This window comes from Phenylobacterium zucineum HLK1, assembly GCF_000017265.1.
Classification (GTDB): Bacteria; Pseudomonadota; Alphaproteobacteria; order Caulobacterales; family Caulobacteraceae; genus Phenylobacterium; species Phenylobacterium zucineum.
The window spans coordinates 365,899-377,921 of sequence record NC_011144.1; the positions used below are offsets into that span (position 1 = coordinate 365,899).

General features: G+C 72.0%; 13 protein-coding genes and 1 other RNA gene. 10 read left to right on the forward strand and 4 right to left on the reverse strand.

Annotated features, from left to right (window positions below):
• The first annotated feature begins 77 nt into the window (after positions 1-77).
• Together PHZ_RS01980 and PHZ_RS01985 are read left to right on the forward strand one after the other, a co-directional pair.
• Complete coding sequence (locus PHZ_RS01980) at positions 78-836, forward strand: 3-deoxy-manno-octulosonate cytidylyltransferase (RefSeq protein WP_012520923.1); 759 nt, start codon at positions 78-80, stop codon at positions 834-836.
• Positions 833-1,693 (forward strand): prephenate dehydratase, encoded by an 861-nt coding sequence (locus PHZ_RS01985; protein WP_012520924.1) that lies wholly within the window; start codon positions 833-835, stop codon positions 1,691-1,693. Before PHZ_RS01980 ends, PHZ_RS01985 begins: the two co-directional genes overlap by 4 nt.
• A 48-nt stretch (positions 1,694-1,741) precedes the next feature.
• Here the strand turns inward: PHZ_RS01985 and nudC are convergent, their stop codons facing one another.
• Together nudC and PHZ_RS01995 are read right to left on the reverse strand one after the other, a co-directional pair.
• A complete protein-coding gene (gene nudC / locus PHZ_RS01990) occupies positions 1,742-2,668 on the reverse strand; it encodes an NAD(+) diphosphatase (protein ID WP_012520925.1) in 927 nt (308 codons plus the stop codon).
• Between the two features lie 47 nt (positions 2,669-2,715).
• Complete coding sequence (locus PHZ_RS01995) at positions 2,716-3,714, reverse strand: calcium-binding protein (RefSeq protein ID WP_012520926.1); 999 nt, start codon at positions 3,712-3,714, stop codon at positions 2,716-2,718.
• A 173-nt stretch (positions 3,715-3,887) separates the two neighbouring features.
• On the opposite strand from PHZ_RS01995, the gene yghU reads away from it, so the two are divergent.
• Positions 3,888-4,766: a glutathione-dependent disulfide-bond oxidoreductase gene (gene yghU / locus PHZ_RS02000; RefSeq protein WP_012520927.1), complete on the forward strand. Its 879-nt coding sequence runs from the start codon at positions 3,888-3,890 to the stop codon at positions 4,764-4,766.
• Positions 4,767-4,773: 7 nt separating this feature from the next.
• On the opposite strand, the gene PHZ_RS02005 is transcribed toward yghU, so the two are convergent.
• Together PHZ_RS02005 and PHZ_RS02010 are read right to left on the reverse strand one after the other, a co-directional pair.
• Positions 4,774-5,181: an OsmC family protein gene (locus PHZ_RS02005; RefSeq protein ID WP_012520928.1), complete on the reverse strand. Its 408-nt coding sequence runs from the start codon at positions 5,179-5,181 to the stop codon at positions 4,774-4,776.
• A gap of 88 nt (positions 5,182-5,269) precedes the next feature.
• Positions 5,270-5,638 (reverse strand): glycine zipper 2TM domain-containing protein, encoded by a 369-nt coding sequence (locus tag PHZ_RS02010; protein ID WP_041373003.1) that lies wholly within the window; start codon positions 5,636-5,638, stop codon positions 5,270-5,272.
• A 178-nt stretch (positions 5,639-5,816) separates the two neighbouring features.
• Here PHZ_RS02010 and ffs point away from each other — a divergent pair.
• The 7 genes from ffs (at position 5,817) to PHZ_RS02040 (ending at position 12,023) form a co-directional block, all read left to right on the forward strand.
• Positions 5,817-5,915: signal recognition particle sRNA small type (gene ffs / locus PHZ_RS22020), an RNA gene on the forward strand.
• Between the two features lie 315 nt (positions 5,916-6,230).
• The gene (locus PHZ_RS02015; RefSeq protein WP_012520930.1) at positions 6,231-8,048 is read left to right on the forward strand and encodes a DNA polymerase III subunit gamma/tau; all 1,818 of its coding nucleotides are present in this window, start codon (positions 6,231-6,233) and stop codon (positions 8,046-8,048) included.
• Positions 8,049-8,085: 37 nt separating this feature from the next.
• Positions 8,086-8,409: a YbaB/EbfC family nucleoid-associated protein gene (locus PHZ_RS02020; RefSeq protein ID WP_012520931.1), complete on the forward strand. Its 324-nt coding sequence runs from the start codon at positions 8,086-8,088 to the stop codon at positions 8,407-8,409.
• Positions 8,409-9,551 carry a M23 family metallopeptidase gene (locus tag PHZ_RS02025; protein WP_012520932.1) on the forward strand — a complete coding sequence of 381 codons (1,143 nt, stop codon included), beginning with the start codon at positions 8,409-8,411 and terminating at the stop codon, positions 9,549-9,551. The genes PHZ_RS02020 and PHZ_RS02025 overlap by 1 nt, the downstream gene beginning before the upstream one ends.
• 13 nt (positions 9,552-9,564) lie before the next feature.
• Positions 9,565-10,167 carry a recombination mediator RecR gene (gene recR / locus PHZ_RS02030; protein WP_012520933.1) on the forward strand — a complete coding sequence of 201 codons (603 nt, stop codon included), beginning with the start codon at positions 9,565-9,567 and terminating at the stop codon, positions 10,165-10,167.
• Positions 10,168-10,243: 76 nt separating this feature from the next.
• Complete coding sequence (locus PHZ_RS02035) at positions 10,244-11,464, forward strand: DNA recombination protein RmuC (RefSeq protein WP_041373005.1); 1,221 nt, start codon at positions 10,244-10,246, stop codon at positions 11,462-11,464.
• A 49-nt stretch (positions 11,465-11,513) separates the two neighbouring features.
• Entirely contained in the window at positions 11,514-12,023 is a 510-nt protein-coding gene (locus tag PHZ_RS02040) for a peptide deformylase (protein ID WP_012520935.1), read from the forward strand.

Here is a 12,023-nt window from a genome sequence, read left to right on the forward strand (position 1 = left end):
ACGCGGGAAACCCGCCCCTTGTTGCGTGCGGCTCTCTTACACGGTACCGGCGCTGGCGCAACCGCCCAGAAGCCCGCATGAACCCCATCGTCCTCATCCCGGCGCGACTGGCCGCCACGCGCCTGCCGGGCAAGCCCCTGGCGGACATCGGCGGCGTACCGATGATCGTCCGCGTGCTGCGGCAGGCGCAGGCCGCAGGCGCAGGACCGGTGGCGGTGGCGGCGGGCGATCCCGAGATCGTGGAGGCCGTGGAGCAGGCGGGCGGGCGCGCGGTGCTGACCGACCCCGAGCTGCCGTCGGGCTCGGACCGGATCCTGGCGGCCCTGGCCGTCCTCGACCCCGAAGGGCGGCACGACGTGATCGTCAACCTGCAGGGCGACATGCCGTTCGTGGAGCCGGACGTGATCACCGCCTGCGCCGGGCTGCTGGCCGAGATCCCCGACTGCGACATCGCCACGGTGGTGGCGCCCGAGGCCTCGCCCGAGGACCGGACGAACCCGGACGTGGTGAAGGCGGTTCTGTCGATGCAGCCGGGCGGCCAGACGGGAGGGCGGACGGGACGGGCGCTCTACTTCACCCGCTCGACCCTCTACGGCGACCATCCGGTGTGGCGGCACGTGGGCATCTACGGCTACCGGCGCGAGGCGCTGGAGGCGTTCAACGCCGCCGAGCCGTCGCCCCTGGAGCGCCGCGAGAAGCTGGAGCAGCTGCGGGCGCTGGAGCTGGGCCTTTCCATCTGGGCCACGGTGGCCGACGCCGCGCCCATCTCGGTGGACACGCCGGCCGACCTGGCCGCCGCCCGCCATTTCGTCAGCACGATCGGGGGACCGCAATGAGCCAGGCCGGCAGCGGGGGACGCATCGCCTTCCAGGGCGAGCTCGGGGCCAACAGCCACGAGGCCTGCTCGCAGTTCTTCCCCGATCACGAGCCGGTCCCCCACGCCAGCTTCGAGGACGCCTTCGAGGCGGTGAAGTCGGGTGACTGCCAGCTGGGCCTGATCCCGGTGGAGAACTCGATCGCCGGCCGCGTGGCCGACGTCCACCACCTCCTGCCGTCCTCGGGCCTGAAGATCGTCGGCGAGCGGTTCAAGCCGATCCACTTCCAGCTGATGGTCAATCCGGGCGTGACCCTGGAGCAGGTGACGACGGCGGTCTCGATGCCGATCGCGCTCGGCCAGTGCCGCAAGACCCTGCGCAAGCTGAAGCTGAAGACCCAGGCCGCCGGCGACACGGCCGGGGCGGCCAAGGAGCTGGCCGAGAGCCCCGACCCCACCAAGGCGGCGGTGAGCCCGGCCCTCTGCGCCGAGCTCTATGGGCTGGAGATCCTGGTCCGCGACATCGAGGACGAGCACAACAACACCACGCGCTTCCTGGTGATGACGGCGCAGAAGGACCCGCCGCCGCCGCCGTTCACCCAGCCCTGCGTGACGAGCTTCATCTTCCGGGTGAAGAACCTGCCGGCGGCGCTCTACAAGGCGCTGGGGGGCTTCGCGACCAACGGCGTCAACATGACCAAGCTCGAGAGCTACATGGAGAACGGCGCGTTCACCGCGACCTTCTTCTACGCCGAGGTGGACGGCCGGCCCGAGGACATCGGCGTGGCCCGCGCCTTCGACGAGCTGAGGTTCTTCTCGGAGAAGTTCGAGATCCTCGGCGTCTATCCGGCCGACCCGTTCCGCACGAGCCGGGGGTAGCGCCGCGCGGCCGCTCCCTCGCCCCGCTTCGCGGGGGGAGAGGAGGGGTCAGCCTTCCTCGACCCAGGCCTTGAGGAGCTGGTGGGCGATGGCGAGCGGGGGCGGGCAGAAGAGGCCCTCGACCTGCCCGGCGAGCAGGGCCTTCGCCTCCTCGCGGGTGAACCAGCGCACCTCGGACAGCTCGGTCTGGTCGGGGGTCCCCTCGTCGTCCTCCACCTCGGCCAGCAGGCCGATCATCAGCGAGGAGGGATAGGGCCACGGCTGGGTCGAGTGGTAGCGGACCGTCAGGGTGCGCAGGCCGGCCTCTTCCGACAGCTCGCGGGCGCAGGCCTCCTCGATGCTCTCGCCGGGCTCGAGGAAGCCGGCGAGGGCCGAGAACATGCCCTTGGGCCAGGCCTCCTGGCGGCCAAGCATGCAGCGGCCGCCGTGATAGGGCAGCATGATGACCACGGGGTCGGTGCGGGGGAAGTGCTCCGTCTCGCAGGCCGGGCACTGGCGCTTCCAGCCCGCGTCCTTCACGTCGGTCGGCTCGCCGCAGTTGGCGCAGCGGCGGTGCTTGCGCCGCCACTCGAACATCGACTTGGCGGTGGCGCAGATGGCGGCCTCGGGACCGGGCAGGGCGAGGGCGACCTGGCGCAGGTCGGCGAATTCGCCAAGGCCCTGCAGCGGGCCCTCGGTGGGATCGGAGAAGCCCTCCAGGTCCACGGCGAAGACGGCGGTCTCCTTCCACAGGCCCAGGAACAGCAGCCGCTCGGGCCCGCCCGAGAGCTCGCCCGCCAGGCGCGCCGGCAGATAGGCGATCTGGACCCCGCCGCCGGAGGTCTTCTCGACCAGCGGGCGGCCGTTCCAGACGGCCAGGGCGAGGGACTCGGCCGAGGCGAGCTGGCTCGAGAGCCAGGCCTCGTCGGACCGGCGGTCACTGGCCCGGTCGAGCGGGTTGCCGGCGAAGGTGTTGGTGAAGGCGGAGAGCGGCATGGCGACTACATATCGCCGTCACCGCCTCCGACCCAAGGCTGAACCGATCAGCCGACCGTGATCCAGCCGTCCCCAAGGGCGGAAAGCTGCACTCCCTGCAGGGTCAGGGTCGCCCCGCCGCTGATGCTGACCACCACGTCCCCGCCCACCTGGGCGGCGCTGTAGGTGTAGCCGGCCTCCACCCGGACACGGTCGCCCTCCGCGAAGTCGAAGTCGCGGATGTGGTCGATGCCGGCCTCGCCGAACACGAAGAACGTATCCGCGCCCGCGCCGCCTTCGATGGTGTCGTTCCCGCGGTCGCCCCAGATCCAGTCGTCGCCGGCGCCGCCGTAGAGCGCATCGTCGCCCTGACCGCCGCGGACCCAGTCGTTCCCGCCGCCGCCGTGGCAGCTGTCGTTGCCGAGATTGCCGTAGACCACGTCGTAGGAGTCGTCCGAGCCGCCCAGCAGGTAGTCGTGCCCCTGGCCGCCCACGACCCAGTCCGTGCCGGGCCCGCCGTCGACGGTGTCCTCGCCCAGGTTGCCGTGCAGGTCGTCGAATCCGGCCCCGCCGTAGAGGCTGTCGCTCCCGGCCTCGCCGCGGACATAGTCCTGGCCGTCGCCGCCCGTGAGGGTGTCGGCCCCGTCGCCGCCCATCAGCCGGTCGGCGCCCTCGCGGCCGTCAAGGGCGTCGTCCCCGGCGTTGCCGATGAGGATGTTGTCGCGCCAGTCGCCCAGCAGGGTGTCGTTGAACCCGGTGCCGACGAGGTTCTCGATGCTGTCGAAGCTGTCCACATAGACGCCGGCGTTGCGCCAGGCGCCGGCGTAGAGGTCGGCGCCGATGCTGGTGGACAGGTCGGAATAGTCGACGGTGTCGAAGCCCTCGCCGCCCACCAGGGTGTTGAGGCCGTCGCCGGGCGCGAGCCAGTCCTCGCCCGCGCCGCCGTCGAGGCGATCGTCGCCGACGCCGCCGAGCAGCACGTCGTTGCCGCCCAGGCCCGTCAGGGTGTCCGCCTCGGGCGTGCCTTCCAGCCGGTCGTCCCCGGCCGTACCCGTGATGATGGCCATCAAACCGCTCCCAGCTCCGAGCGCTGCGCGAAGGCGCAGCCGTCATGGCCGGGAGAAAGCGGAACCGGCCGCAGCGGTTCCGCTCGCCTCAAGCGAAGGGCTGGCGAAACCGGCCCGCCTGGGCCACATCGGAGGGGCGCCCGGCCCGGGCGCCAGCGCTGGAGGAGCCGCACATGGCCGATGACGCCGCCTACGTCCCGCCGAAGGTCTGGACCTGGAACAAGGCCAACGGCGGCCGGTTCGCCAACATCAACCGCCCGGTCGCCGGCCCGACGCACGACAAGGAGCTGCCGGTCGGCCGCCATCCGCTGCAGCTCTATTCGCTGGCCACGCCCAATGGGGTGAAGGTCACCGTCATGCTGGAGGAGTTGCTGGCCGCCGGCCATCCGGGCGCCGAGTACGACGCCTGGCTGATCACGATCGGCGAGGGCGACCAGTTCGGCTCGGGCTTCGTCGAGGTGAACCCCAACTCGAAGATCCCGGCCCTGATGGACCGCAGCGGCCCCGAGCCGGTGCGGGTGTTCGAATCCGGCTCGATCCTGCTCTACCTGGCCGAGAAGTTCGGCGCCTTCCTGCCCAAGGACCACAAGGGCCGCACCGAGGCGCTGAACTGGCTCTTCTGGCAGATGGGCAGCGCGCCCTACCTCGGCGGCGGCTTCGGCCACTTCTACGCCTACGCGCCGGTGAAGATCGAATACGCCATCGACCGCTTCGCCATGGAGGTGAAGCGCCAGCTGGACGTCCTGGACCGCCACCTGGCCGAGCACGAGTACATGGCCGGCCAGGAGTACTCGATCGCCGACATGGCGATCTGGCCCTGGTACGGCGCCCTGGTGAAGGGCCTCGTCTACGACGCCGCCGAGTTCCTCTCGGCCGACGAGTACAGGAACGTCCAGCGCTGGACCGACCAGGTCGCCGCCCGCCCGGCGGTGAAGCGCGGCCGGATGGTCAACCGCACCTGGGGCGAGCCGGCCAGCCAGCTTCCCGAGCGGCACGAGGCCTCGGACTTCGAGACCAAGACCGGGGACAAGACGGGCGCGGCCGCGAGCTGAGGGCCGGTCAGGCCTCCCGGCGGCGGATCGTCCCTTCGACGGGCGCCGCCGCCGAGACCGTATTGAAGATGGTCCCGTACTTTCGCACGTTGGTGTGCAGGAGCTCGAGGCGGCGGTCCGGCTCGGGCGTGTCCACCACCAGTTCGTAGTCGATCCGGATGATCTTCGGCGGGGCGTCCTGACGCTGCGCCGTGAGGCGCACCTCGACGCCGCGGACATCGAACTCGAGCATCGGCGAGATGCGCTCGATGCCCTTGATCATGCAGGCGGCCACGGCGGCGAGGAGCAGTTCGGCCGGGTTGAAGGCGTCGGTTCGCCCCTTCACGTCCGTGTCCAGGACGAGCCGCGCCTGCTTGGCCTCGGCCTCGCTGCCGTGGGCGTCTATCCGGCGGGCCTGGACCACGTACTGCTGCATCGTCGCCTCCGAGGTGGATCGGCGCGCAGCATAGCGCCGGCCGGACCCGGCGCCTTGCGGTCGGTCAAGGCCGCGGCCCTGGGGCGCCTCAGCGGCAGCGCAGCTCGCCCTTGTCGATCTCCCGACCCAGCAGCGCGCCGCCGGCGGCGCCGAGGATCGTGCCGGTGGTGCGGTCGCGGCCGCCGTCGAGCTCGCGGCCGAGCAGGGCGCCCACGGCGGCGCCGATCACCAGGCCGGTCGTGCCGTTGTCGCGCTTGCAGTAGTAGCGGCCGTCGTCGCCCCGCCAGACGCGATCGTAGGAGACCGGCCGGGGCTCGTAGTAGCGGCCGCGCTCGTCGTAGATCCGCTCCTTGTGGCGCCGCCCGTGCGCCGGCGCGTGGTGCGGCGGGTCCGCCGCGGCGGGAAGAGCCGGAACGGCGATGGCCGCGAGAACGGCGGTGAGCACGAGCTTGCGCATGAGATTGGCCCCGAGAGGATGGATGACGGTCCCTCGGGGGCTTCGTTCGCCACCCGGTGTGGCGGGACTGGGGCGGCGCTGCGGCGGGAAAAGGGGCGGCGGGAAAAGGGGCGGTGGAAAAAGGAGGGGCGGGGACCTGCCCCTTGCCCCCACGGTCCCTTGCCGCCATATAGCGCCTCGGAGATCGGCGGCGGACGAGCGCCTCGCCAACCTGGTCAGGTCCGGAAGGAAGCAGCCACAACGGGTCCCGCTTCGGGTTGTCGTTCGGTCTCCACCTTTCCCTTCGAGCATTCGGAAGCCTGGACGGGCGGCGGCGTGGCGTCGCTGGCCACGAACCAAGCGCCTGAGGCGTTGCGCAAGCGGCGGCTCCGGATTTCCCCGACACCAAGACCACAAAGATCACCAAGGACACGAAGGGCGTCCTGCCTCGTGATCGTCGTGCGCTTCGTGGCCTTCGTGTCGAAGGACGGCTTCGCCGTCGCCCTTGCGCCTGCGGGAGAGCGGCCGGTCCCGGTTCGTGTTTGTTCGTGGCCATGGACAGCGGGGCGTACGCGCGCCTTTCCCCTTCCGTTCACCGGGCCCGAACCGTTAGATGGCCGCGATGGTGGACGACGAAGAGATTCCCGAGCGGGATCCCAACACCGGCGACATTTTCGGGGACGCCGCGCCTGCGGCGCCGGCGGCGTCCGCGCCTGCCTCCGGCGAGGAGTCGGCCGCCTACACCGTCATCGCCCGCAAGTACCGGCCGCGCACCTTCGAGGACCTCTACGGCCAGGAGGCCATGGTCCGCACCCTGCGCAACGCCTTCGCCTCGGGGCGGATCGCGCACGCCTTCATGCTGACCGGCGTCCGCGGGGTGGGCAAGACGACCACCGCGCGCCTGCTGGCCCGGGCCCTGAACTACGAGACCGCCACCGTCCACGAGCCGACCCTGGACCTGAAGGAAGAGGGGCTGCACTGCCGGGCCATCATCGAGGGCCGGCACATGGACGTCCTCGAGCTGGACGCCGCCTCGCGCACCGGGGTGAACGACATCCGGGAGCTGCTGGACGGGGTGCGCTATGCGCCCGTCGAGGCCCGCTACAAGGTCTACATCATCGACGAGGTCCACATGTTGTCGACGGGGGCGTTCAACGCGCTCCTGAAGACGCTGGAGGAGCCGCCGCCGCACGCCAAGTTCATCTTCGCCACGACCGAGATCCGCAAGGTGCCGGTCACCATCCTCTCGCGGACCCAGCGGTTCGACCTGCGCCGGGTGGAGCCCGAGATGCTGGTCAAGAACCTGGAGATGATCTGCGAGAACGAGGGGGCGCGGGTCGAGGCCGAGGGGCTGATGCTGATCGCCCGGGCCGCCGAGGGCAGCGTGCGCGACGGCCAGTCGATGCTGGACCAGGCCATCGTCCAGGCCGAGCCCGGCCAGACGGTCACCGCCGCCACCATCCGCGACATGCTGGGCCTGGCCGACCGGGCCCAGACCATCGGCCTGTTCGAACAGCTCATGCGCGGCCAGGCGGGCGAGGCCATCGAGACGTTCCGCACGCTCTACGGCTACGGCGCCAATCCCGACCAGGTGATGCTGGACCTGCTGGACCATGTGCACGGGGCCAGCGTCGCCAAGGCCATCGGGCCGCAGGCGCTGGTGATGCCCAAGGAGCAGGCCCAGCGGCTGGCGGCGATCGGCGCGGCGGTCTCGGCGGGGGTGCTCTCGCGCCTATGGCAGCTGACCCTGAAGGCCTACGAAGAGGTCCGGCGCGCGCCCGACGCGGCCGCGGCCGTGGACATGGCGCTGATCCGGATGGCCTACGCCGCCGACCTGCCCGGCCCCGAGGAGGCGCTGAAGAAGCTGCAGGCGGGCGAGCCGGTGACCGGCGGGCCGGGAGGCGGCGGCGGAGGCGGCGGCCGGGCGGTCCAGGCGCCGGGCGGCGGCGGGGCGAGCGCGGTGGCGCGCCAGACCATGGTCCAGCCGCAGGCGTCGGCCGAGCCGATGGCGCAGCTCGCCAGCTTCGAGGACATCCTGGCGCTGATCGAGAAGAAGCGGGACATCACGCTGAAGCTGGATATCGAGCGCTTCGTCCGCCCGATCAGCGTGCGGCCCGGCGCCATCGAGTACGAGCCGGCGCCCGGCGCGCCGCGCGACCTGGCGCAGCGGCTGGTGGCGCGCCTGCGCGAATGGACCGGGGAGCGCTGGCTGATCTCGGCCCAGGGCGGCGGCGGCGCCGAGAGCCTGTGGGAGAAGCAGAAGCGCGAGCAGCGCGAGGTGCGCGCCGCCATCGAGCAGGACCCCTTCGTGCAGTCGGTGATGCAGGCCTTCCCCGGCGCCGAGATCGTCGGCATCCGCCAGGCGGTCCAGCCCGCCGCGGCCGAGGGCGAGGCCCCGCCGGTCGAGGCCGACGACGAGGACGAGGACTAGCCAAGCTGAGCGCCTGCGGCGCCGGGAGTGAGTTGCGATGAAAGACCTGAATTCGCTGATGAAGCAGGCCCAGGCCATGCAGCAGAAGCTGGCCGACGCCCAGGGCCGGATCGCCGAGATGGAGGTCGAGGGCACCTCGGGCGGCGGCATGGTGAAGCTGGTGCTGAAGGGCACGGGTGAGCTGGCCCGCGTGGACCTGGACGAGAGCCTGATGGCGCCGGGCGAGGGCGAGGTGGTGGCGGATCTGATCGTCGCCGCCCACGCCGACGCCAAGCGCAAGCTGGACGAGAAGCAGGCCGAGGTGATGCGCGAGGCCGCGGGTCCCTTCGCCGGCATGCCCGGAATGCCGAAGCTGTTCTGATGCGGACGATGCTGGGGGCGCTGGCGGCGACGCTGCTGGCCGGTGCGGCGGCGGCCGAGCCGTCGGTGGTCCCGCTGGACGTGCTGGCGCCACCGCGGGCGAGCGCCGTGCCCGGCGGTGAGCGGCTGCACCTGCTCTATGAGCTGCGGCTGACGAACTTCGCGCCCCGGCCGGTGACGCTGGAGTCCCTCGAGGTCCTGGACCCGGCGGGCGCCGCGCTGGCGGCGTTCGATGCGGCGGCGCTGAAGGACATGGTGGCGCACCGCGGCGCCTCGCCCGCCGAGGGCGGCGAACTGACTGTGCCGGCGGGCGGGTTCGTCACCGTGTTCGTGGGCGTCGAGACGACCCCCGGCCAAGCGCCGGCCAGGCTGTCCCACCGCATCAGGGTGCGCGCCGCCGCCCCTGACGCGCCGGCCAGCCGCACGATCCTGCGGGGCGGCGAGCTGGCGGTCGGCGGAGCCCCGCTGAGGCTCGGCCCGCCCCTGAGGGGCGGCGGCTGGCTGGCGGCCAATGCGCTCTCGAACGAGGCCGATCACCGGCGCACGATCGCGGTGGTGGACGGCAAGGCGCGCATCTCCCAGCGCTACGCCATCGACTTCGTGCGGCTGGACGCGCGGGGGCGCGCGTTCGTCGGCGACCCGGCCCGCAACGAGTCCTGGCCCGGCTACGGCGCCGAGGTGCTGGCCGTGGCCGACGGGACCGTGGCGGCGGTGAAGGACGATCTGCCCGACAACGCCCCCGGCGGGGCGCCGGCCGTGCCGATCAGCCTCACAACGATCGGCGGCAACCACGTGGTGCTGGACCTGGGCGGCGGCGCCTACGCCTTCTATGGCCACCTGCAACCCGGCGGCGTGCGCGTGAAGCCCGGCCAGAAGGTCCGGCGCGGCGAGGTGCTGGGCCGGCTCGGCAACTCCGGCCAATCCGACGCGCCGCACCTGCATCTCCACGTCTCGGACGGGACCAGCGCCCTGGGGGGCGAGGGCCTGCCATACGTCTTCGACGGGCTGGTGGTGCGCGGCCAGGTCCCCTCGCTGGAGGTGCTGGAGCGGCCCGAGGGCTGGACCGGCATGGCAGGGGCGAGGGCGCGGGCGGCAGCCGGCGAGCTGCCGACCGCCAACGCCGTCGTCGATTTCGCGCCGTGAGGGGGGACTGACCATGGCCGCCTCCGCCGGACCCGAGATCGAGCGGCTGATCGGGCTGCTCGCCAAGCTGCCGGGGCTGGGACCGCGGTCGGCGCGGCGCGCGGCGCTGGCCCTGCTGAAGCGGCGCGACCAGCTCCTGGCGCCGCTGTCCGACGCCCTGGCCGAGGCGGCGGCGCGGGTGAAGACCTGTTCGACGTGCGGCAGCCTCGACACCCAGGACCCCTGCGCGATCTGTTCCGACGGGACGCGGGACGCCAGCCTGATCTGCGTGGTCGAGGAGGTCGGCGCGCTGTGGGCCATGGAGCGGGCGGGCGCGTTCCGCGGCCGCTACCACGTGCTGGGCGGGCTGCTGTCGGCGCTGGACGGCGTGGGGCCGGACGCCCTGCGGGTCGGGCCCCTGGTGGCGCGGGCCAGCGAGCCCGGCGTGCGCGAGGTGATCCTGGCCCTGCCGGCGACCGTCGATGGCCAGACGACGGCGCACTACCTGGCCGAGCGGCTGGCCGGCGCGGAGGTGACGGTCAGCATGCTGGCCCGCGGCGTGCCGGTGGGCGGCGAGCTGGACTGGCTGGACGACGGCACCATCGCCCAGGCCATGCGGGCGCGCCGGCCGGCATAGACATCCGACGTCATCCCTCTGATCGCTGCGCGACCGTGGGATGACGGGGATGGGGGACTCGCGCTAAGAACGCAGCATGAACGCCATGCTGATCCTCGCCATCGTCGCCGTGATCGTGGCCGCGGGCGCGATCGCCTTCGCCCTGCGCGAGCGGGTGCGGGCCGCCACCGCCGAGGCGCGAATGAAGCTGCTGGAGGAGCAGGGCGACCTGCTGCGGGCCCAGCTCACCCAGTCGGCGACCCAGGTCGCCGAGGAGATCCTGCGGAAGAACGAGGAGCAGGCGCGCGGCCGCGAGCAGCTGGTCCAGGCGCGGCTGGAGGCCCAGCTGAAGCCCGTGGCCGAGACCCTGCAGAAGTTTCAGGAGCAGGTCGCCCAGGTGGAGAAGCAGCGCGCGGAGGAGAACGGCGGGCTGAAGCAGCAGATCCAGCAGCTGCTGCAGGCCTCCACCGCCACCCAGGAGGAGGCGCGCAAGCTGTCGGCGGCGCTGCGCCGCGGCGCCGGCGTGCAGGGCCGCTGGGGCGAGCAGACCCTGCGCAACGTGCTGGAGGCCGCGGGGCTCTCGCACCGCTACGACTTCGAGGAGCAGTCCTCGACCGACACCGAGGAAGGTCGGCGCCGGCCCGACGTGACCGTGCGCCTGCCGGGCGGCGGGGTGTTCGTGATCGACGCCAAGTGCTCGCTGAACGCCTTCCTGGAGCTGCAGGAGGCGCTGGACGAGGCGGCCCGTGACTCGGCCGGCCTGCGGCACGTGCAGAGCGTGAAGGGGCACATCCAGGGGCTCTCGGCCAAGGCCTACTGGGACCAGTTCGAGGCCTCGCCCGACTTCGTGGCCATGTTCGTGCCGCTGGACTCGGCCCTGGCCGCGGCGCTGGACCGCGCGCCCGACCTGATGACCGAGGCGATGGACCGCCGTGTCGTGATCGTGACGCCGACGACCCTGTTCGCGCTGTGCAAGGCGGTGGCCTACGGCTGGCGGGTCGAGGAGCAGGCGGCCAACGCCCAGAAGATCGCCGACCTCGGCAAGGAGCTCTACAAGCGCATCGCGGTGATGGGCGAGCACGCCGGCTCGGTGGGCAAGGCGCTGTCGGCCGCCGTCGAGCGCTACAACCGCTTCGTCGGCTCGCTGGAGACCCAGGTGCTGACCCAGGCCAAGCGCTTCGAGGAGCTGAAGGTCGACCACCAGGGCAAGGAGATCGCCGAGCTGCCGGCGATCGAGCTGGGCGTGCGCCCGCTGGCCAAGCTGACCGACGAGCCTCAGCCCAGCGTGCGGCTCGCCGCCGCCGGCAAGCCCGACTGAGGCCTTCTCCCACCTTGACGCTCAGGCATTCCGAACCTACCTCGCGCCCATGGCCATCCGAGAGATCCTCGTCGTCCCGCACCCTGCCCTGAAGCAGGTCTCCCAGCCCGTCGAAAAGGTCGACGACGAGCTGCGCGCGCTGATGGACGACATGCTGGAGACCATGTACGCGGCCCCGGGCATCGGCCTGGCCGCCATCCAGATCGGCGTGCCCAAGCGCGTGATCGTCATGGACCTGGCCCGGGAGGGCGAGGAGAAGCAGCCCCGCTACTTCGTGAACCCCGAGATCCTGTGGGCCTCCGACGATACCGCGCCGTACGAGGAGGGCTGCCTGTCGGTTCCCGAGTACTACGACGAGGTCGAGCGGCCGGCGCGCGTGAAGCTGCGCTACCTGAACTACCAGGGCGAACAGGTCGAGGAGGACGCCGAGGGCCTCTTCGCGGTCTGTATCCAGCACGAGATGGACCACCTGGAAGGCGTCCTGTTCATCGACCACCTGTCGCGCCTGAAGCGCGAGCAGGCGATCAAGAAGGTGAAGAAGCACGCCAAAGCGGCCTAA

Bases quoted from the DNA above. Each gene is read 5' to 3' on its own strand.
- PHZ_RS01980 (WP_012520923.1), top strand. From the start codon at position 78: ATGAACCCCATCGTCCTCATCCCGGCGCGACTGGCCGCCACGCGCCTG.
- PHZ_RS01985 (WP_012520924.1), top strand. From the start codon at position 833: ATGAGCCAGGCCGGCAGCGGGGGACGCATCGCCTTCCAGGGCGAGCTC.
- nudC (WP_012520925.1), bottom strand. From the start codon at position 2,668: ATGCCGCTCTCCGCCTTCACCAACACCTTCGCCGGCAACCCGCTCGAC.
- PHZ_RS01995 (WP_012520926.1), bottom strand. From the start codon at position 3,714: ATGGCCATCATCACGGGTACGGCCGGGGACGACCGGCTGGAAGGCACG.
- yghU (WP_012520927.1), top strand. From the start codon at position 3,888: ATGGCCGATGACGCCGCCTACGTCCCGCCGAAGGTCTGGACCTGGAAC.
- PHZ_RS02005 (WP_012520928.1), bottom strand. From the start codon at position 5,181: ATGCAGCAGTACGTGGTCCAGGCCCGCCGGATAGACGCCCACGGCAGC.
- PHZ_RS02010 (WP_041373003.1), bottom strand. From the start codon at position 5,638: ATGCGCAAGCTCGTGCTCACCGCCGTTCTCGCGGCCATCGCCGTTCCG.
- PHZ_RS02015 (WP_012520930.1), top strand. From the start codon at position 6,231: ATGGCCGCGATGGTGGACGACGAAGAGATTCCCGAGCGGGATCCCAAC.
- PHZ_RS02020 (WP_012520931.1), top strand. From the start codon at position 8,086: ATGAAAGACCTGAATTCGCTGATGAAGCAGGCCCAGGCCATGCAGCAG.
- PHZ_RS02025 (WP_012520932.1), top strand. From the start codon at position 8,409: ATGCGGACGATGCTGGGGGCGCTGGCGGCGACGCTGCTGGCCGGTGCG.
- recR (WP_012520933.1), top strand. From the start codon at position 9,565: ATGGCCGCCTCCGCCGGACCCGAGATCGAGCGGCTGATCGGGCTGCTC.
- PHZ_RS02035 (WP_041373005.1), top strand. From the start codon at position 10,244: ATGAACGCCATGCTGATCCTCGCCATCGTCGCCGTGATCGTGGCCGCG.
- PHZ_RS02040 (WP_012520935.1), top strand. From the start codon at position 11,514: ATGGCCATCCGAGAGATCCTCGTCGTCCCGCACCCTGCCCTGAAGCAG.